The 20,967-nt window shown below is 44.6% G+C and carries 20 protein-coding genes; 12 read left to right on the top strand and 8 right to left on the bottom strand.

Going from position 1 to position 20,967, the window contains the following annotated elements:
• Positions 1-13: 13 nt before the first annotated feature.
• A complete protein-coding gene (locus tag AB4167_RS02585) occupies positions 14-457 on the top strand; it encodes a F0F1 ATP synthase subunit epsilon (protein ID WP_017060844.1) in 444 nt (147 codons plus the stop codon).
• 184 nt (positions 458-641) lie between these two features.
• On the opposite strand, the gene AB4167_RS02580 is transcribed toward AB4167_RS02585, so the two are convergent.
• From AB4167_RS02580 to AB4167_RS02560, 5 genes are all read right to left on the bottom strand, one after another.
• Positions 642-1,178, bottom strand: coding sequence for an RNA-binding S4 domain-containing protein (locus AB4167_RS02580; RefSeq protein ID WP_372136086.1), 537 nt, complete (start codon positions 1,176-1,178; stop codon positions 642-644).
• Positions 1,179-1,295: 117 nt separating this feature from the next.
• Entirely contained in the window at positions 1,296-2,918 is a 1,623-nt protein-coding gene (gene yejF / locus AB4167_RS02575) for a microcin C ABC transporter ATP-binding protein YejF (protein WP_372136085.1), read from the bottom strand.
• Between the two features lie 9 nt (positions 2,919-2,927).
• Positions 2,928-3,950, bottom strand: a complete 1,023-nt coding sequence (locus tag AB4167_RS02570; RefSeq protein WP_017060847.1) for an ABC transporter permease — start codon at positions 3,948-3,950, stop codon at positions 2,928-2,930.
• A 31-nt stretch (positions 3,951-3,981) separates the two neighbouring features.
• Complete coding sequence (locus AB4167_RS02565; RefSeq protein WP_004730359.1) at positions 3,982-5,070, bottom strand: microcin C ABC transporter permease YejB; 1,089 nt, start codon at positions 5,068-5,070, stop codon at positions 3,982-3,984.
• 12 nt (positions 5,071-5,082) lie between these two features.
• Complete coding sequence (locus tag AB4167_RS02560) at positions 5,083-6,978, bottom strand: extracellular solute-binding protein (protein WP_017068488.1); 1,896 nt, start codon at positions 6,976-6,978, stop codon at positions 5,083-5,085.
• 336 nt (positions 6,979-7,314) lie between these two features.
• Between AB4167_RS02560 and AB4167_RS02555 the strand changes: the two genes are divergently transcribed.
• Positions 7,315-8,358, top strand: coding sequence for an endonuclease/exonuclease/phosphatase family protein (locus AB4167_RS02555; RefSeq protein ID WP_136974999.1), 1,044 nt, complete (start codon positions 7,315-7,317; stop codon positions 8,356-8,358).
• 115 nt (positions 8,359-8,473) lie between these two features.
• Here the strand turns inward: AB4167_RS02555 and AB4167_RS02550 are convergent, their stop codons facing one another.
• Complete coding sequence (locus AB4167_RS02550; protein WP_240698121.1) at positions 8,474-8,986, bottom strand: outer membrane beta-barrel protein; 513 nt, start codon at positions 8,984-8,986, stop codon at positions 8,474-8,476.
• A gap of 85 nt (positions 8,987-9,071) precedes the next feature.
• Here AB4167_RS02550 and AB4167_RS02545 point away from each other — a divergent pair, with 85 nt between their 5' ends.
• The 7 genes from AB4167_RS02545 to AB4167_RS02515 all read left to right on the top strand — a co-directional run bounded on the left by AB4167_RS02545 (position 9,072) and on the right by AB4167_RS02515 (position 15,911).
• Positions 9,072-9,386 (top strand): winged helix-turn-helix domain-containing protein, encoded by a 315-nt coding sequence (locus AB4167_RS02545; protein ID WP_137000965.1) that lies wholly within the window; start codon positions 9,072-9,074, stop codon positions 9,384-9,386.
• Between the two features lie 199 nt (positions 9,387-9,585).
• On the top strand, positions 9,586-10,005 hold the full coding sequence (gene rbsD / locus AB4167_RS02540) for a D-ribose pyranase (RefSeq protein WP_017060853.1): 420 nt from the start codon (positions 9,586-9,588) through the stop codon (positions 10,003-10,005).
• Between the two features lie 99 nt (positions 10,006-10,104).
• Positions 10,105-11,610: a ribose ABC transporter ATP-binding protein RbsA gene (gene rbsA / locus AB4167_RS02535; protein WP_372136084.1), complete on the top strand. Its 1,506-nt coding sequence runs from the start codon at positions 10,105-10,107 to the stop codon at positions 11,608-11,610.
• A complete protein-coding gene (gene rbsC / locus AB4167_RS02530) occupies positions 11,607-12,593 on the top strand; it encodes a ribose ABC transporter permease (protein ID WP_017082395.1) in 987 nt (328 codons plus the stop codon). Before rbsA ends, rbsC begins: the two co-directional genes overlap by 4 nt.
• A 149-nt stretch (positions 12,594-12,742) precedes the next feature.
• The gene (gene rbsB, locus AB4167_RS02525) at positions 12,743-13,621 is read left to right on the top strand and encodes a ribose ABC transporter substrate-binding protein RbsB (protein ID WP_017060856.1); all 879 of its coding nucleotides are present in this window, start codon (positions 12,743-12,745) and stop codon (positions 13,619-13,621) included.
• Between the two features lie 191 nt (positions 13,622-13,812).
• Positions 13,813-14,757, top strand: a complete 945-nt coding sequence (gene rbsK, locus AB4167_RS02520) for a ribokinase (RefSeq protein ID WP_137000963.1) — start codon at positions 13,813-13,815, stop codon at positions 14,755-14,757.
• 152 nt (positions 14,758-14,909) lie between these two features.
• Complete coding sequence (locus tag AB4167_RS02515) at positions 14,910-15,911, top strand: substrate-binding domain-containing protein (RefSeq protein ID WP_372136083.1); 1,002 nt, start codon at positions 14,910-14,912, stop codon at positions 15,909-15,911.
• A gap of 84 nt (positions 15,912-15,995) precedes the next feature.
• Here AB4167_RS02515 and AB4167_RS02510 read toward each other — a convergent pair whose 3' ends face one another.
• Together AB4167_RS02510 and AB4167_RS02505 are read right to left on the bottom strand one after the other, a co-directional pair.
• Positions 15,996-16,787, bottom strand: coding sequence for a carbon-nitrogen hydrolase family protein (locus AB4167_RS02510; protein ID WP_372136082.1), 792 nt, complete (start codon positions 16,785-16,787; stop codon positions 15,996-15,998).
• 167 nt (positions 16,788-16,954) lie between these two features.
• On the bottom strand, positions 16,955-17,365 hold the full coding sequence (locus AB4167_RS02505; protein WP_372129956.1) for a lysozyme inhibitor LprI family protein: 411 nt from the start codon (positions 17,363-17,365) through the stop codon (positions 16,955-16,957).
• Positions 17,366-17,670: 305 nt separating this feature from the next.
• On the opposite strand from AB4167_RS02505, the gene AB4167_RS02500 reads away from it, so the two are divergent.
• From AB4167_RS02500 to AB4167_RS02490, 3 genes are all read left to right on the top strand, one after another.
• The gene (locus AB4167_RS02500) at positions 17,671-18,432 is read left to right on the top strand and encodes an IS5 family transposase (RefSeq protein ID WP_372136081.1); all 762 of its coding nucleotides are present in this window, start codon (positions 17,671-17,673) and stop codon (positions 18,430-18,432) included.
• 162 nt (positions 18,433-18,594) lie between these two features.
• Entirely contained in the window at positions 18,595-20,172 is a 1,578-nt protein-coding gene (locus AB4167_RS02495; RefSeq protein WP_372136080.1) for an EAL domain-containing protein, read from the top strand.
• Positions 20,173-20,555: 383 nt separating this feature from the next.
• A complete protein-coding gene (locus AB4167_RS02490) occupies positions 20,556-20,909 on the top strand; it encodes a membrane protein (protein ID WP_017068500.1) in 354 nt (117 codons plus the stop codon).
• Positions 20,910-20,967 lie beyond the last annotated feature (58 nt).

Here is a 20,967-nt window from a genome sequence, read left to right as displayed (position 1 = left end):
AGGCAGGTGCACCATGGCTATCGGAATTACAGATAATACATTTCAACTTAATATTGTAAGTGCGGAAGGTACGCTGTTTTCAGGTCCAGCGTATGCCCTAGCCGTTTCTGGCGCTGACGGTGAACTGGGGATCCGCCCCGGTCACTCCCCGCTTCTCAGTAAGATCAAACCGGGCGTAACCGTGTTTGTTACAGACCCTAAATCAGAAGGCCAAGTGCTGTATGTCTCTGGTGGGATGCTGGAAGTTCAGCCGGATGTGGTTACGTTATTAGCCGACACGGCCTTGCATGGTAAAGACATTGACCGCGCTCGCGCAGAAGAAGCGAAATATGCCGCTCTAGAGAACATCAACAAGGGCAACATAGACATTAACTTTGCACAAGCTCAGCTAGAACTAGCGAAAGCCGTTGCTCAGTTACGTGCATCAGAGCTAACTTCTTCTCACACAAGACACTGAGAATAAGCGTTATTGGCCGTTAGCTGTGCTAGCAAACAAATACAAAAAAGGCTCACTAACTAGTGAGCCTTTTGATATCTGCGTAACGTAAAACCTAGGTCTAACGTTGCTTGATGTTCAAACGAATAGTTTTAAAAGATTCGTTTTAGAAAAGCAGTTTAGAGCAGTCGTTTAGAACTGTAGTTTAAAAGAACTCAATCGAATTACGGCCGCTTTTGTCATCACGTGTTGGCTTTGGCGTATCCGCTTTCTTTTTCGGTTTCTTCTCTTTTTTCTCTTTCTTTGGTTCAGCCTTTGCGCTTAGCATTTCTGCTTTGCTTTTCTTAGATTCCTTCTTCTTAGAATCCTTTTTAGACTGACCTTTCTTCGCCTTGTTCTCTTTTTTAGGCGTTTTTTTCTTTTTCGGCTTTTCTGATTCTTCTTGTACTGGCTGATCACACACCACTACATAGTATTCTTGGTTGAATTCAAAGAAGTCGCCATCGTACATTTTACGACGCTTACGGGTTTCTAGCTCACCATTTACCGCTACGTAGCCTTCAGAGATGATGTGCTTAGCTTCACCGCCACCACTCACTAGGTTAGCAATTTTAAACACTTTGTAGAGCTCGATTGGCTGTGATGAAACATCAATACCAATTGCTTCAATTTCAATCTCTTCGCCTTCTTCGCCCAGCTCTTGGCCTTCGTAATCAGCGTCTTCGTAATGTTCTTGGTCCATGGTGACCTCTACCTAAATATGTACTTCTGAAATATTGGGCGCAGTGTAATCTTAAAACAACGAAATGACCATGTTGAATTCAACCAGAGCCCATTTGTTTTAAACAAACCCTCTGCGTTATAAAACACCACCAACATTCGAAAGACTCACCAACTGCTTAGTATATTCATGCTGCGGATTACCAAACAAAGTCTCAGTGTCGCCCTTCTCTATTACCTCGCCAGCTTTCATGACGATGGTGTAATGACACAAGGATTTCACGACATTCAGATCATGACTGATAAACAAATAGGTCAGGCCATACTTTTCTTGAAGTGACTTCAGCAAATCCAATACTTGAGCTTGAACGGTTCTGTCCAATGACGATGTTGGTTCATCGAGCAGGATAAACTCTGGCTTTAAAATCAAAGCTCGAGCAATCGCAATACGCTGCCTTTGGCCTCCAGAAAACTCATTCGGGTAACGATGGCGAGTCTCAGGATCGAGGTCGACCTCTTTCATGACGTCACAGATGCGTTGATCGAGTTCAGTGTCGTCCAATTGTTGATGCACTAACAAACCTTCGCCAATCACCTGAGCGACCGACATTCTCGGGTTTAGCGCAGAAAACGGGTCTTGAAAGACTACTTGCATACGGCTTCTAAACGGAAGCATCTGTTTTCGATCTAAACCTTGAAGCTGTTCACTCGAGTAGGTGATTGACCCTTCACTATCTACCAGCTTAAGTATCGCCATACCGGTCGTCGATTTACCAGAACCACTTTCGCCAACCAAACCGATTGAGTGCCCTTTCTTCAAAGTGAACTCCATGTCGGTCACAGCTTTAACATGAGAAATGGTGCGCTTGAATAAACCGCCCGTGATCGGGAACCAAACACGAAGTTGATTTACATCGAGTAGCGGTTTGCTTTCGGGTGACACAGGAACGGGCAAACCTTTCGGATCAGAGTTAATAAGTTTTTGAGTGTAAGGGTGAGCAGGCGCGTTAAACAGGGTATGACAGTCGTTACTTTCGACCAAGCGACCATCTTTCATTACTGCTACTCTGTCGGCAATCTTACGAACGATACTCAAGTCATGAGTAATGAAAAGCATTGCCATACCCAGCTCTTGCTGCAGGTCTTTTAGAAGGTCGAGGATCTGCGCTTGCACCGATACATCCAAAGCCGTTGTCGGCTCATCAGCAATAAGCAGCTCTGGTTCGTTAATTAGAGCCATTGCAATCATTACACGCTGACGTTCTCCACCAGATAGCTCGTGCGGATAGGCTGAAATCTTTTGCTCAGGATAGCGAATGCCAACCTTTGAAAGCCACTCTATCGCCAAGGCTTGTGCTTTGTTGGTTCGCATACCACGATGAATTGCTAAGGTTTCAACAAGCTGTTTTCCAATTCGATGAAGCGGATTTAGGGAAACCATAGGCTCTTGGAAGATCATTCCAATACGACCACCACGAATCCCACGTAGCTGTCTTTCAGAACAACTCAGAATATCGGTGCCAGAGAAATTGATCTTACCGTTTAAGTAATGAGACGAGCCTTTTGGTAACAGCTTTAAAATCGAGTTAGCCGTGACCGATTTTCCGGAACCACTCTCACCCACCAGCGCTAATGTCTCACCTTTGTATATTTCTAAAGAGACATCTTGTGTCACTTGCTCTATCGAGTTTTTTCGCCCGAAACCGACAGACAGTTTATCTATGGTCAAAACCGGAGAAGCAGGCGTTGTATTTGAAGTCATAACCTATCCTTACTTCTGTTGATGCGGGTCGAAAGCATCACGCACCGCTTCACCAACGAAGACCAGTAACGTAAGCATCAGTGAAAGCACGACGAAGGCAGAAATGCCAAGCCAAGGCGCTTGTAAGTTAGCTTTACCTTGCGCCAACAACTCGCCTAACGAAGGCGAACCCGCAGGAAGACCAAAGCCCAAGAAGTCTAACGAAGTCAGTGTGGTCACCGAGCCTGAAAGAATAAACGGCATCATGGTTAACGATGCAACCATCGCGTTAGGTAACATGTGACGAAGCATAATACGTTTGTCATCAACACCCATGGCTTGCGCGGCTCGCACATAATCGAAGTTTCGGCAGCGTAAAAATTCCGCTCGCACGATGCCGACTAAACTCATCCAACTAAACAGCACCATAATCCCGAGCAACCACCAGAAATTCGGCTCAATAAAACTCGACAAAATAATCAGCAAGAACAGGGTCGGCATACCAGACCAGACTTCAATGAAGCGTTGTCCGAATAGATCAACCCAGCCACCGTAGTAGCCTTGTGTTGCGCCAACCACGACACCAATCACGCTCGATACAATGGTCAGAATAAAACCAAATAGAACGGAAATACGGAAGCCATAAATGATACGAGCTAATACATCTCGCCCCTTATCATCAGTCCCTAACCAGTTCACCGAATCGGGCTCCGATGGCACCGCACCTGAAATATCGAAGTTTATTGTGTCGTAGCTAAACGGAATGATTGGCCACACGATGTAACCGTTGTCTTCAATGAGCTCGATAACATACGGGTCTTTGTAGTCGGCCTCGGTTTCAAACTCACCACCAAACTCCGTCTCGGCATATTCATTGATAACAGGCACAAACCACTGATTATCATAAGAAACCAAGAGTGGTTTATCATTGGCAATGATCTCAGCGAACAGGCTCAAGCCAAACAAGATGGTAAATATCCAAAGGGAGATAAAACCACGCTTGTTTGCTTTAAAACGTAACCAACGAGCTTCAGCTAAAGGGTTGTTAAACATTTATTATCAATACCTTGTTATTCGTTCGCCATTAACGCGCTTCAAAATCAATTCGAGGATCAACCCAGGTATACGTCAGGTCGGAGATAATGCTCAGCACCAAGCCAAGCAAGGTCATGATATAGAGAGAGCTGAACACCACGGGATAGTCACGTTGAATGGTTGATTCAAAGCCAAGCAGACCAATTCCTTCGAGTGAAAACATCACTTCAATCAACATAGAACCCGTGAAGAAAATACTAATAAATGCGCTTGGGAAACCCGCAATAATGATCAGCATGGCGTTACGGAAAACGTGCTTATAAAGAATACTGCTCTCGTCCAAGCCTTTCGCTCTCGCAGTCACTACATATTGCTTATTGATTTCATCAAGGAAGGAGTTTTTGGTCAGCATGCTGAGCGTGGCGAATCCACCGATAACCATGGCGAAAATGGGCAACGCCAAGTGCCAGAAGTAGTCGCCAATTTGCTGATACCAGTTGAGCTGGTCGAAGTTACTCGACACAAGCCCTCGCAATGGGAACCAACTGAAGTAGTTACCGCTTGCAAACAAGATAATCAGAATAATCGCAAACAAGAAGCCCGGCACCGCGTAGCCGACAATCACCACCGCGCTCGACCAAATATCAAAGCGAGAGCCGTGATGTATCGCCTTCATAATGCCTAAGGGTATCGAAATCACATAGATGATTAACGTACTCCACAACCCTAAGGAAATGGAGACAGGTAAACGCTCAATGATCAAATCAATCACGTTACCACCCTTAAACAGGCTTTCACCAAAGTTAAAGGTCGCGTAGTTTTTCAACATATCGAAGTAGCGAACGTGAATCGGTTTATCAAACCCAAACTGCTTTTTGATCTCTTCAACCACTTCAGGATCAAGCCCGCGTGAGCCTTTATAGCCACTGGCAGACGCTTGATCACTTTCACTTAAATCAACTTCTTGTCCACCACCAGAAAAACGCTCCATAATGCCAGAGTTATGCCCTTCTAATTGAGCAACAGCTTGCTCTACCGGGCCTCCAGGCGCTATCTGGATGATGAAAAAGTTGATGGTGATGATCGCCCACAGCGTGGGGATCACCAACAATAAACGTCGAAATATATACGCGGCCATGCTAACTAACTCCTAGCGACGTTTTTCAGGAAGCAAAGCCGCCTTCTCTTCTGAAATCCACCATGTATCGATACCTAAATCGTATTTAGGCAATACATCTGGACGCTCAAACTTGTCCCACATTGCTACGCGATACTCGCCAACGTGCCATTGCGGGATGTTGTAGAAATTCCACTGCAATACTCGGTCTAGTGAACGACCTAGTGTAAGAAGCTTTTCAGGGTGCTGTTGGTTACGCGCAATTTCTTCTGTTAACGCGTCAACCACTGGATCGATAACACCTGCAGTATTGTAAGTAGAATCAATGTAGTTAGAGTTCCAAACGATCATTAAGTTCGGGCTAGGATAAGGGTTTGCGGAAAATGACGACGAAACCATGTCGAAATCACGATCACGCAAGCGCTTGATGTATTGAGTGGTATCGATGGTACGGATCTTCATCTCAATACCCATGCGCTTAAGGTTCTTTTGAACCGGCGTTGCGATACGTTCCGTGGTTGGGCTGTAAATCAACAACTCAAATGACATCGGCTTGCCAGTCTTTTCGTTGGTCATGACTTTGTCTTTCAGCACCCAACCCGCTTCTTTCAACAATTTGAAAGCGGTACGCATTTGGCTACGAATACGGCCGCTGCCATCGGTAACGGGAGGTTGGAATTCCTCGGTGAAAACTCGCGGTGGAATCTGATCTTTGTATTGAGACAACAACTCGACTTCCGCTTCGCTTGGTAAGCCTTTCGCTTCATAGTCTGTGTTTTGGAAGTAGCTGCGAGTACGTTTGTACTGACCATAGAACATGTTCTTGTTCATCCACTCAAAGTCCATCGCATAGGTTAACGCTTCACGCACTTTAGGATCCGAGAACACAGGTGATTGAATGTTGAAGACGAAACCTTGAGTCGTTTCAGGCTTCTCGTGGTTGATCTCTTCTTTAATGATGTAGCCTTTATCGAAGTTCGCGCCCGTATAAGAGTTAGCCCAGAACTTAGCCGAATTCTCGGTTCGAAGATCGAACTCCCCTGCTTTGAACGCTTCCAACATTACCGTGTCGTCACGGTAGTAATCGTATTGCACCTGCTTGAAGTTATTGCGACCAACGTTAACTGGTAGGTCTGCTGCCCAGTAGTTTTCATCTAGACCATAGGTAACACTTTGGCCTGATTTGTAGCTGATGATCTTATAAGGACCACTACCGACTGGTGGCTCACTTAGAGGTTCAGACAGCTTTCTGTCTTTCCAGAAATGTTTCGGCAATACACGAGTGCTTTGCGCGAAGCTAAACAGTTTTTCGCGGTTTGGACTGTTCATTTCAATACGAACAACCAAATCAGAGACCGCTTTTACTGACTTAATCTCTTTGTAGTACACACGATACTGAGGCACGCCCTCGGTTGAGAACTTGTCAAAAGTAAAGGCAACATCATGCGCAGTGATAGGCTCGCCATCTTGGAATTTAGCATTTGGGTTGATGTCGATTTCCATCCAAGTGAAATCACTGGAGTAGCGAACCTTTGAAGCGATCAATGGATAGTACGCATCAATCTCGTCACTCGGAGAAAACATCAAGGTATCGTAAATCTCTCCGGTATAACTTGCAGCAACGCCGCGGGAACCGAATCGATTAAAGCTATCGTACGTACCTATGCTGCCATAGGTCACTTTGCCCTGCTTTGGCGCATCAGGATTAACGTAATCGAAGTGAGTGAAATCGGCTGGATATTTTGCTTCACCAAAACCAACCAGTTGTGTGGTTTCAATAACGGTGACAGCAGGAGTTGATTGGGTTTCAGAAGCGTAAGTAACGGAGGGTTGTAAAGCAATAAGCGGCAACATGATTGCACATGACTTCAAATTAAACCTGAAAAACTGAGTGCGTTGCGAGGCTTTGCGTCGAAAAACTGTTCCCATTTGACTCTCCCTTCAAATGTCATGAATTCTATATTCAAGTTGATTTATCGGCTTTGAATGCATGCCGTTAAATCAAGTATAGGTTCAAATCTAACATCATGTAATAACTAATAAAACCATCAGCACTCTATCTCTGACGGTTTATTTACAAATTACTCGTCACCGCTCGAAGTTATTGGATGCAGTGAGCTTTGATTGCTTAGCCTGAATGACACAAGCCTCAACGGCTAAGATTCCTTTGGTTGGCTTCTAAAGTGAAATTTAGGCTCTAAATAATCAACAAACTATACTTTTACTGGAGTATCCTTGCAGCCTAGGTCTAAATGGAATGACACTTTGAACAAACCAAACCAAATAACATTCGCAACGTTCAACCTTCTGAACTATCTCGAGCCACCGAATGCTTATTATGATTTTGAGAACATCTACAGCTTCGAAGAATGGCAGAAGAAGCAACATTGGATGGCTGAAGCGATTCGTTCATTAGATTGCGATGTGATTGGCTTCCAAGAGATATTTAGCCCGCAGTCTTTAGAGCAATTGATGAACGAGCTAGGTTATCCATACTTTGCAGTGGTCGATAGCGCACACGTTGAAGATGATTACCTATACACCTCACCTGTCGTTGGTATTGCTTCCCGTTACCCTATTGAAAACGTTCAGCCTGTTACGCCAGATTCGACGTTACTGACAGCATTCAACCTTGGCGACAAATTCTCATTCAACAGAACACCTGTTCACGCGACGATTACGTTACCCCATTTAGGTTCAACCGACTGTTATGTGGTGCACTTCAAATCACAACGTCCGACAGAACCAAAAGCAGAATCTGTCGATACGAACAACGCTCAGCAAGGTGCAAAACCACAAAGTGACACGCTCACTCGTTTTCACCAAGAACGGCTTGGCTCTTGGCTATCCAGTGCCCAACGCGGCCTAGAAGCTCAGATGCTGCATCAATACATCACCAACCAACGCTACCAAACCGATCAACCTGTTGTGTTGATGGGTGATTTTAATAAGCCTCTATTTAATGATGAGTTTAAAGGGCTGTTGAGTTACTCAATCAACCGAGACGAAAACAGCAAGCATTGGCTATCCCACTTTCGATTAAAAGACAGCTGGGATCTTTACCATCAGCTACATGAAGAAGATTTGCTTGAACAGCGTAAGCCAACCCATTACTACGGCGCATCTGGGTCTGTACTGGACTACATTTTGATGTCGAACGAGTTTGATTGTCAGAACTCTTCAAGCTTAATGGAGATCTCTAGCTACACAGTGTTAGACCATCACCTCACCAATCCAAGCTTTGAACACGACCAATTCAGTACCGACCATGCCATCGTGTCTGTTACCGCTCATATTCGTGAAGCCTAGAGTTAAACATAAAAAAGCCGCAGTCAAAAACTGCGGCCTTCCACTTTAGCCAAACGGGTTGAGCTAACCGACGCCCCATTTAGAAACCGATTTACCGTTTAGCAAAGTATGAAACTTAGAATGTGTACATTGCGCCTAAGTAGAAAGAATCCAGAACAACAGTATCTTCTGTCTTGTGTCCGTTTTCGTAATCTTCGATATCAAAAGCATCGGCTTCGTACGCTAAGCGAAAGCTCAACGAAGACATTGTAGGTGGCGTATATCCAACACCAACACCCATACGGATGCCATCTCCCGAATCATCAAAACCATCTCCTGAAGGGCGAGAGCCATCAGCAAGCTTCATGTCTAGATCAATAGTCGACAGACCGATAGTGCCAAATGGACGAATGCCATTATCAAACGTGTAACCGAGGTTCGCCGTTACCGAAAAGATTTGAGGTGTCCAAGTGAAAACCTTATTACCAGATTTCGTTTTCAGGGCGATATCACCAAAATCTGTGTATTGAGCTTCAACCGAAACAATGCGGTTAAATTTGTAACCAGCAATTAATCGGTAAGTATTGTCTTCGGCTTTAAAAGTAATAGGCTCACTGATCGTGTCAGTTAACCCGCCCACTTCGACCATTAGCACACTTAAATAATTACCCGCTCCAACAGCAGGCCAATTTGCTCAATCTCCACAATTCAGAATAAGACGAACAGAAAACACGATGAACCACACAATAGACTTCAACGGCTTAATCATTGATATCGACGCTCGAACGATTACCAATCAGCAAGGAAATAAAATCACTTTGCGCCCTCACCTATTAGCAGTGCTCTGCTTGTTATTGGAAAATGTGGGAAGACCGATTTCAAGAGAGCATATTGTTGATGTGTGTTGGGGCGGACAACTCTCGTCACCGCATGTTCTTGCTAACGTCGTCTATAACCTACGCAATGTCTTCGCGCGATTAAGAGCACCCAACGTCCAGATCATTACCATCAGTAAGTTTGGATATGCGCTATCGATTGAACCTACATAAAGGATTTATGCAATCAATGGCGGTGACTAAGATCACCAAAAAACGCCCCATCGAAACGTTTCGATGATCATTATCACACTCTAAAACAATCAAACGTGCAAATGATAAATCAGACACTATTATCACTATCGAAACGTTTCGATGGCTTTTCTTGAGTTGTTCTCAACCCATCAAGCGTTATTTTTCGATAGGTCGTGATATGAAAAAAAGTACTCTAATAAACTCTGAACTCTCTTACCTAGTGGCGACTCTTGGCCACACAGATGAAATCACGATTTGTGACGCAGGCTTACCAATTCCAGACCACGTAACTCGTATTGATCTTGCTTTGACTCACGGTGTCCCAAGCTTTCAGCAAACGGTAAAAACCATGCTGGATGAATCTCAAATCGAAGGCGTTGTGATTGCAGAAGAATTTGCGAAAGTAAGCCCAGAACACCACGCAGCACTGATTGATTTAATCAAGACAGAAGAAGCACGTTGTGGCAAATCGCTTTCTATTACTTACATCACTCATGAAGAATTCAAGCAGCGAACGCATGAAAGCCGTGCAGTGATTCGCACAGGTGAATGCACACCATACGCAAATGTTATTTTCCAAGCTGGCGTAACCTTTTAGCTCAAGCAAAACGCAACGACAGCTCAGTGTCATCACTGAACCAAAACAATACATAGACAGAACAATCAAATACAACTGGCCCCGAGTAAAGGAACCGACATGACTCAAGCCATTTTAGAACTTAGCTCAATTGAGAAAGCCTTCCCTGGTGTTAAAGCACTGGATAAGGCAAGCCTCAACGTTTATCCAGGACGCGTAATGGCGTTAATGGGTGAAAACGGTGCGGGTAAATCAACGCTTATGAAAGTGCTTACGGGTATCTGCCACTTGGACGGCGGCACTATCGCCTACCAGGGAAAACCTGCTGCATTTAAAGGACCACGTGATTCTCAACAAGCAGGCATTAGCATCATTCACCAAGAACTGAATCTAATCCCTGAATTGACCATTGCCGAGAACATCTTCTTAGGTCGTGAAATCACAGGCACCATGGGTCGCATCTTGTGGAACGAGATGTACCAAGAAGCAGACAAGTTACTTAAACGCCTTAACGTGAAACACAGCTCAAAAACACCTTTAGGCCAGTTGAGCCTTGGTGAGCAGCAAATGGTAGAGATCGCGAAAGCACTATCGTTTGAATCTAAAGTCATCATCATGGATGAACCAACCGATGCGCTAACCGATACCGAAACTGAATCTCTGTTTAAGGTGATTAACGAACTGCGCGATGAAGGCTGTGGCATTGTTTACATCTCTCACCGTTTGAAAGAGATCTTTGAGATTTGCGATGACATCACCGTGCTTCGTGACGGTAAGTTCATTGGTCAGTGTGAAGTTAAAGACACCGACGAAGATGGCTTAATCGAAATGATGGTTGGCCGTAAGCTAGACGAACAATACCCACGTATCGGGCAGAGCCACGGTGAAACCTGTCTTGAAGTGATTGGCCTGACGGGTTCTGGTGTTCATGACGTGAGCTTTACTCTAAAGCGCGGCGAAATCCTGGGTGTATCTGGCCTTATGGGTGCAGGCCGAACTGAACTGATGAAAGTGATTTACGGTGCCCTTCCAAGTGAGCGCGGCGTCATCAACCTAGAAAACAAAACCATTAACCCTGTAAGCCCGAAAGATGGCTTGGCCAATGGCATTGCTTACATCTCTGAAGACCGTAAAGGCGATGGCCTTGTGCTAGGACTTTCAGTGAAAGAAAACATGTCGTTATGTGCACTGGATCTGCTGACTAAGAAAGGTCAAATCCAACATAAAGATGAAGTGATTGCAGTCGATGACTTCATCAAGCTGTTCAACATCAAAACCCCGACTCGCGAACAAATCATTGGCAACCTATCTGGTGGTAACCAACAGAAAGTGGCTATCGCTAAAGGCTTGATGACCAAACCAAAAGTACTGATTCTCGATGAACCAACGCGTGGTGTCGATGTCGGTGCGAAGAAAGAGATTTACCAACTCATTAATAAATTTAAAGCCGACGGCATGAGCATCATTTTGGTCTCGTCTGAAATGCCAGAAGTGTTAGGAATGAGTGACCGCATCATGGTGATGCATGAAGGCCGTGTAAGCGGTGAATTTGATGCTAAAGAAGCAAACCAAGAATTATTACTGGCGTGTGCGGTCGGTAAAAAGATCAACGAGGACGCAGCATGAGTACTAAAACCATGAGCAAAACAACTGAAGCTCCAAAGAAAAAACCGTTAATCAGCAAAGAGTGGCTGATTGATCAAAAGTCATTGATTGCTTTGATCTTCCTGATTGTTGTCGTTTCTTTCTTAAACCCGAACTTCTTTACTGTCGACAACATCCTGAACATTCTGCGCCAAACCTCGGTTAACGCGATTATCGCTGTGGGTATGACGTTGGTTATCTTAACCGCGGGTATCGACTTGAGTGTTGGTTCTGTACTGGCACTTTGTGGTGCGTTCGCAGCCAGCATGATTGGTATGGAAATCCCAGTGATGATCGCAGTGCCAACCGCTCTAGTAGCAGGTGCAGCATTGGGTGCTATCAGTGGTGTGATTATCGCCAAGGGTAAGGTTCAAGCCTTCATCGCAACGCTTGTAACCATGACTCTATTACGCGGCGTAACCATGGTTTACACCGATGGTCGTCCTATCTCGACTGGTTTTACTGACACAGCAGACGCATTCGCTTGGTTCGGTACAGGCTACGCAATGGGCATCCCAGTTCCAGTATGGATCATGGTCGTGGTATTCGCTGCGGTATGGTACCTACTGAACCACACACGCTTTGGTCGTTACGTTTACGCACTGGGTGGCAACGAATCAGCAACTCGCCTATCAGGCATCGACGTAGACAAAGTGAAAATCGGCGTTTACGCAATCTGTGGTCTGTTAGCAGCGGTGGCTGGCATCATCGTGGCATCTCGATTGTCATCAGCTCAACCTACCGCAGGTATGGGTTATGAGCTAGACGCCATTGCAGCCGTAGTTCTTGGCGGCACAAGCTTGGCCGGCGGTCGTGGCCGTATCATGGGCACATTGATTGGTGCTCTGATTATCGGCTTCCTAAACAACGCCCTAAACCTACTAGACGTATCTTCTTACTACCAGATGATTGCAAAAGCAGTGGTTATTCTTCTGGCAGTATTGGTCGACAACAAAAACAAATAAAACCTATTCACACTCTAGGTTAATACAAGTAACACTCTAGTTTAATAAAAGTAACAGTTTGTTTTACCTTAAAATATTAGAATCTATAAATAATGTAACAACGAGCTAGGACTCACCTCTTAGCTCCCCCTACACAAAGGACTTACACCATGAAAAAATTAGCGACTCTTATTTCTGCTGCTCTTCTTTCTACAACGGTATCTGTGTCTGCACAGGCGCAAGATACAATGGCAATCGTTCTATCTACATTGAACAACCCATTCTTCGTAACCATGAAAGATGGCGCAGAAGCGAAAGCAGAAGAGCTAGGCTACAAGCTTATCGTTCTTGATTCTCAAAACGACCCAAGCAAAGAGCTTTCGAACATTGAAGATCTAACCATTCGTGGTGTTAAGGCAATCCTGATCAACCCAACAGATTCAGACGCCGTGTCTAACGCAATTCGCATGGCTAACCGTTCAAACATCCCAGTACTAACACTAGACCGTGGTGCAAGCCGTGGTGACGTAGTAAGCCACATCGCTTCTGATAACGTAATCGGTGGTGAAATGGCAGGTCACTTCATCATGGAAAAAGTGGGCGAAAAAGCGAAAGTAATCCAACTTGAAGGTATTGCTGGTACTTCTGCAGCTCGTGAACGTGGTGAAGGCTTCATGAATGCAGTAAACGGCAGCGACCTTGAGCTTCTTGCAAGCCAACCTGCTGATTTCGACCGTACTAAAGGTCTGAACGTAATGGAAAACTTGCTTGCTGCTAACCCAGATGTACAAGCAGTATTTGCTCAAAACGATGAAATGGCACTAGGTGCACTTCGCGCAGTTCAAGCGTCAGGTAAAGAAGTGATGATCGTTGGCTTTGATGGCACAGACGACGGCATCGCTGCTGTTAACCGCGGCCTACTAGGCGCTACAGTTGCACAACAACCTGACCTAATCGGTTCTCTAGGTATCGAAATGGCAGACAAAGTACTGAAAGGCGAAACAGTAGACGAGTACGTACCAGTACCTCTAAAAATCATCGCTAAGTAATCGTTACTAGGTAACGCGATATAAAGCAGGGAGTTCCCTATCTCCCTGCTTTGATTGGCTCGCTGACTCAAACAAAAGCAAACCCCGACAGTGCATCGCTGTTTCTCATTCCGCTCACAAAAGAGAGCGCACTTAACACCATGAGAAAGACCCATGCATTTTCAAATACGATATATCATAAGGCTCGTATCATGACTCAACTGATTGTTTTAGGTAGCGTTAACGCTGACCACGTACTGCAAGTTCCTTCGTTCCCTCGTCCGGGTGAAACCTTGATTGGCGGTAACTATCAGGTCATCCCTGGCGGTAAAGGCGCAAACCAAGCAGTCGCTGCTGCGCGATTAAACGCAGATATCGGCTTCATCGCCTGTGTCGGTGACGACCCATTCGGCATCAACATTCGTCAAGACTTCGCTAAAGACGGCATCAACATCGACGGTGTTATCGTGGCAGACAACACGCCAACTGGCATCGCGATGATCCAAGTATCCGCAACGGGTGAAAACAGCATCTGTCTTTCTGCAGAAGCTAATGACAAGCTGACTTGCGACCAAATCGAACCACATCTAGAGAAGATTCGCGGAGCCAAATACCTGCTAACTCAACTTGAAACGCCAATTGAAGGTATTGAGTACGCTGCGAAAGTAGCAAAAGAGAGTGGCACGCAAGTCATTCTAAACCCGGCTCCTGCTCGTCCATTATCGGATTCACTGCTTGCTTGTGTTGACGTGATTACACCGAACGAAACTGAAGCAGAAGTGCTGACAGGCATTACCGTGACGGACAACGCGTCTGCTCATCAGGCTGCGTTGGCTCTGCATGCTAAAGGCATAGAAACGGTAATGATCACGCTAGGCGCGAAAGGCGTGTGGGTGAGTCATCGCGGTCAAGGCAATGAAGCCAGCGAAGGTGAATTAATCGCAGGTTTCCGTGTTGAAGCAACAGATACAACTGCCGCAGGTGACACCTTTAACGGCGCGTTGGTGACAGGCTTGCTTGAAGATATGCCACTTGAGCGTGCGATTAAATTTGCTCATGCTGCAGCTGCTATCTCTGTGACACGCTTTGGTGCTCAAACGTCGATTCCAAGCCGTGCTGAAACTGATGCGTTCTTGGCAGAGCGACTGTCTGCTTAGTTTGATACCTATTTGAAGGCTTAACTCCTGAGCTAAACCGTGGTTAACGGATGTTAGCCTTCAAATTCGTTAACAACAAATAACAAGCATAAGCCCCTGTTTTCAGGCAGAATATCGCCCAACGTGGAAGGTTATTCCCACAAGGATTTTTTATGGCAACAATGAAAGACATCGCACGGCTCGCAAAGGTTTCGACTTCTACCGTGAGCCACGTGATCAACAAATCACGCTTTGTCAGTGAAGAGATTGCTGAGCGTGTTAACAGTGCGGCTAAAGAACTCAACTATGCGCCTTCTGCATTGGCTCGCAGCTTGAAAATGAAACAAACCAAAACCTTGGGAATGCTAGTGACCACATCTACCAATCCATTCTTTGGCGAAGTGGTGAAAGGTGTGGAACGTCGTTGCTACGAAAAAGGCTACAACCTTATCTTGTGTAACACCGAAGGCGATAGCGAACGCATGAAGTCCTCTATCGATACCTTGCTGCAAAAGCGTGTCGATGGCTTGATGCTGATGTGTTCAACGCTTGAAGGTCAACATATCGATGTGTTCGAGCGCTACCCAGAACTGCCTGTTGTAGTCATGGACTGGGGCCCTATGTTGTTTGCGAGCGATAAGATCCAAGACAACTCGCACCAAGGTGGTTACATGGCAACTAAGCACCTGATTGATAACGGTCATTCTCAAATTGGTTGTATCACTGGCCCACTGCACCGCAATCAAGCTTCGTCTCGTTATCAAGGCTTCAAGCAAGCAATGGAAGAAGCAAATTTAGAGATCAACCCTAAGTGGATTGTTGAATCCAACTTTGAATGTGACGGTGGTTTTGACTCTTATCAGACACTGAAAACTCGTGGCGAAATGCCATCTGCCTTGTTCGTCAGTAACGATATGATGGCGATGGGCGTGATTCACGCTGCGGCGCAAGATGGCACATCGATTCCTAATGATCTGTCTATTATTGGCTACGATGACATCCACCTGTCGAAGTACATGACACCCGCGTTAAGCACAGTCCACCAGCCAAAACATCGTTTAGGTAAAACCGCAGTGGATACGCTTTTGAGCAGATTACAAACTCCAGATGCTTATCCGCAAGTCGTTGAACTTGAACCTACTCTTGTTGAACGAAGCAGCGTAAAAGCCATTTAAAGCGCCTTCTTAGAGATCTAAACAACAAAGGGCAAGGTTAAAAAACCTTGCCCTTTTCGCTCCTAATGCACTTCACTTATCTTCTTAGCGATTCAACACAGATGCGATTTGCTGTATTTCGTCTAACACATCGACGCCATTGTATTGCGGCGCAATCGAGGGATCTTGAATACTCACGGTTTCTACCGATTGCTTGTCGTTAAGTTTAGTCACTAACTCCCCTTTGGATGAGTAGGCTCGGCTTCCACCACAATAAGTCGCGGTAAACGCATTAACCACATCTTGCCCGACGCGATTACAAGTAACCATGTGACACCCTTCCTCCAAGGCTCTCGCTTGAGCAATGGCAAAACTATGATGCCCACCGAAGTTGGCAGGGTGAAGAATAACGTCGACCGACTGATACCCTCTCATGATCTCCGGGAACCAAATATCAAAGCAAATCGCGACACCAAACTTTAAGCCTTTGTGCTCAAACGAGAGGCGTTCCTCCCCTCTCGAGAAATACTGCTTATCGAATTTGGTTTGACTGATTTTTCTATATTTGTGTCGTAAACCGGAAGCATCCACAACCACGACGCTGTTGTAATATTGGCCGCTATCTTTCTCGGCAATACCAGCAACAATCAAGGTGTGATGCTTCGCTGCAAGCTGCGTTAATGAATCAATAGTACTGCTGTCGGCGAAGTCTTCAGCCAATTCATGAATTTCTTCAGCCTCATTAAAAATATACCCAGTAGTGAACAGTTCAGGCAGTAAAGTAATATCGCCAACTGACGGCTCCGCTTGCAAAAGATCAGAGACCGAATCTATATTCTTTTGTTTGTTTTTGTATTCAACTTCAAGCTGAATAAGCGTGATACTGACATTATTCAAAATCGATTCCTTACTAGGTAATACTTAAAGCTGTAATGCTTCAAGCTGGAGACTAAGAACTAAGAACGACAGAGTAGGCCAATCCCCTATCGCTTTCTTATTCGCCCGCCAAAGGTTGAAGCAGGTGCACAGTCCTGTACGTATTTTAAACCTGCCTACGGCGCTAATTAAGGCTCTGGTAAAACGGGAGGCGTGCTGTCCATATAGGTTAAGAAATTCACCCACACCTCATGCGTGCGCTGCTTGGTTAACGTCATCTTGCAGGAAAGCGCCATAACCCCTCGAATAGAACCTTCACGCCATTGGGTGTACACAGAATCACAATGTGCTGTCATGTACGCCTGCCAGCTCTCCTGAGCCTTCTTAATTGACGCCACCAGCTCAGCATCATAAGCATTGTGCTCAAAGCTGGCTGCAAGGTATTTATCCAGTTCCGCTTGTGCGGATTCCAACTCAATTGCCGCACAGTGATTGATCTCGATGGTATTCATCGCATTCTCGCAATCAACAACACCTTCGTCGGCCAACGCAGAGAATGAGAAGCACACCGCTATGAGTGCTGATATCAGTTTTGTCATAACTATCCTTTATGCTGTCACCACCAAAACGAATCGTGTCGTGACTTTATTAATTCAAACGTGGCTCAATATTTATCTCATTCAGTTCATTCCGCCGGCCAAATAACAACAAAACTTATCAGGATATAAGCAATTGTTATCCGCATGAATCATCAAAAATGACGCCTCGCTAACTCAAATAAATGAGATAACGCTCAGATTTTGCTGGTAAAACTAGGGCGTGTTGATCTTTCGTGAGTGTTTTTTGAACAGCATGGTAAAGAGTTATAATTTGCTTCGCCAAAAGTAAAACCATAACCAATACCATGCCAAGAACAATGCTAACTGATATTCGCTGGGAACTGCTACTCCAAGTTATGAAAAGTACAGGTCGTATTTACGATAAAACTGAACATCGAATGACATTTGAAGGAATACTTTATCGAATGAGAACAGGTATTCCTTGGCGAGATCTACCCTCTGAGTTCGGAGAGTGGAGTACCGTTTACAGACGATTTAATCTTTGGTCAAAGAAAGGGATTTTAGATAATCTTTTCAAAAGTTTATCTAACATGGCTGATTTTGAATGGGTATTTCTTGATGGCTCTGTAGTTAGAGCACATCAGCATAGTACAGGTGCAGCTACTGAAAGTTCAGAGCAAATAGGAAAAAGTCGCGGGGGCAACTCAACCAAAATTCACTTAGCCGTAGATAGTGGTGGCCTGCCGATTTGCTTTGATTTATCAGAGGGACAACGCCACGATATAGTGCATGCCGAAAGCTTAGTTGAGCAACTCGATGAAGTTAATACCATCGTTTGTGATAAAGGATATGACAGCGAACCTTTCCGTACTTTTGTTAAGGAACGTGGCGGAGAAACGGTAATTGCTAAACGCAATTACGGACAAGATATAGACAAAGACAGTATGGATTGGTGTTTATACAAGTATCGTCACTTGGTCGAAAATGCCTTTGGGAGAATTAAGCATTATCGAGCTATTTCAAGTAGATATGACAAGCTAGAAAGGAATTATGCCAGCATGTTATCGCTGGCATTCATGTTAATGTGGCTACCGATGTATTGTTGAACGCGAAATGTACAGCAAAGATCAACACGCCCTAGAAAACATATTATTTATATCAATAATTCGTGCCTGCATTCACAATATTAATTATTTATATTGCTACGTAATCGTTAACTTTATAAATTAAATCGAATGCTCACATAGATCGGTAACGCTTCTCCAACTATGGATATCAAGTACCAAAACATTGCCAAGACTTCATTTTACTTTGCCATCTCTTTCTTTTTTTCCATGGCAATGCTCATTCCTTTTACACCGCATCACTACCAAACATTAACCGAAGACACATCAAGGTTAGTCGAAACCAGGTTAGAAGGGATCCAATCAAGGTTCGACCGTTTTTTATCTGAAGTTAGACCTGAACAGTCTTGCGACGCGATCGTTAGTCAGCTTCGACAAAACGTTTTTGAAGCCGATTGGGTAAAAGAAGCAGCGGTATTCAATAAAGAGAACCGATTTTACTGTTCAACCACCGATGGTGACGTTTCATTTCGCCTATACAGCACCATCAGGCAGCGGCTCAATGACGACCCGAATTTAACGACCCTGTCGTATTCCAACTCGGCCATCACGCAAGTTCAGTCCATCATGCTCATTTTCTCGAACAAAGAAGATGCCGGAGTGAGCCTGATGATACCGCCACACTTCATCTATGACCTTGTTGAAACAAACCTGAGCAGCCATGGAATACAGGCCAAAGTTGAAGTGATAAAAAGAGATATCCACCCTACCGATATTGACTCATCAATCGCCAAGGTGCGGATACATTCGAACACCTACCCATTGACCATCACCTCATACATTGGGTATCAGTTTTATCTTCACTTCATGTTGAGCTATTTATGGTTTAGCTTTTTGATGGCCGGAATTACCACCATAATTCTCCTTTCCATCAAGCATAAAAAGCAGAGCCAACGCAGCTTAGAATATTCGCTTTCAAGTGCGCTAAAAAACCAACACCTTCATGTTCACATGCAGCCTATCGTTAACCAAAACACCAATGAGATCGTCGGCTGTGAGTCACTATTACGATGGAACGACCCAATTGAAGGTAACGTCTCCCCGGCTATTTTCATTCCGCTTGCTGAAAGCTTAGGGTTGATTGAGGAGCTCACCTACTTCGTGCTGCGCAAAGTATTAATGACGTTGAAAAGCAATCAAGACGTGTTCGAATCAAAGTACATCAGCGTCAACATAAGCCGGAATGTGCTATCAAATAGCAACTTCGCAAGCAAGGTGAGTCATATATACAAGAAGAACCCAGGCATTCTCAAGCAGGTGGTATTTGAGGTCACAGAGGATGGTGAATGTTCTGATGCCGATATGATTAAGATTAAAGACAACCTAACCAAACTATCGAATATGGGCGTAAGAGTTGCGATTGATGATTTTGGTACAGGCTACGCAGGGTTAGATTTCGTAAGACAGTTCCCGTTCAGCATTCTCAAAATCGATCGCGTGTTTGTGAAAAACATATCCGACGAATCCAGCTTTGGTCTCCCTTTGCTAGAGTCCATGCTTCAACTATCACGCTCCTTAGGCATGCAAGTCATCGTCGAAGGTGTCGAGTATGAATCCCAAGTGAAAATCTTATCTAAGCTCGGTGTCGACTATATCCAAGGCTTCTATTTTTATAAGCCGATGCCGATAAACCTGACTGTCAGCTTACTCAGGCAGCAGCATTTTGAGTCCGATAACGTTGAGGAATCATCCTTTTCAACACCAAAATGTGAGCAGCTTTAAACAGGTTCGATGGGATAAGCGCTGAAGATACAGTTCAGAATAATGCTTAGTACAACGCGTCACTTTAGCTTACGGTACGTTTCCCCACTCTTACACCCAGGCAGGCTTTTACCATATTTGTGACTTAAATTATCGACGCGTGTTTTGGTTGGTTTTATGACTACTCGTAATCGCTAGCATGCTATCAGCGTGATTTTTGTTCCAATCAATCTTTTCGTTAATGTCTTTTTTATCAACAAAGACCCAGTGAGACATACACTCTACACAATACCAAACACATCACAACGCAGCATGTAACATATGCAACAAGCAACTAATTCGTGACCATCAACAAGATAATACCGTATCATGTGCGTGATTAAATTAACCTAGGAATCAATCACATGGAAAATACTGAAGTAATTAATACGGGGCTCTCAGAGAAGGACAAAAATGCAAAAACTCATGCCATCATCGCGTATGCGTTAATGCTATTAGGCTTCTTTACTGGTATTAGTTTTCTTGCAGGTGGTATTTGGGGCATCGTTAAAAAGTCCGATGCTCAAGGGACTGTCTTTGCGGATCACTACGACAACATCACCAAAACATTCTTTGTTTCGATTGTGCTTACTATCATTGGCGCTCTAACAGCCGTTTTTGTTATTGGCTATGTTGTTCTTCTTGTTGCCGCGATCTACACACTTTGGAAGTTGATTGCTGGTTTAGCAAAAATTACTTCAGACAAGAGTTTTAATTAATATGAAAAGATGCGAAGCCGCAGCTTTAAAGCGACGGCTTCGTCTATTCGTCTATTCG

Origin of the sequence: Vibrio sp. 10N.286.49.E11, from assembly GCF_041469505.1 — a bacterium.
In the GTDB taxonomy this organism is placed as follows: domain Bacteria; phylum Pseudomonadota; class Gammaproteobacteria; order Enterobacterales; family Vibrionaceae; genus Vibrio; species Vibrio crassostreae_C.
The sequence above is the reverse complement of the archived record's forward strand: the minus strand, read 5'-3'. Positions and strand labels throughout refer to the sequence as shown.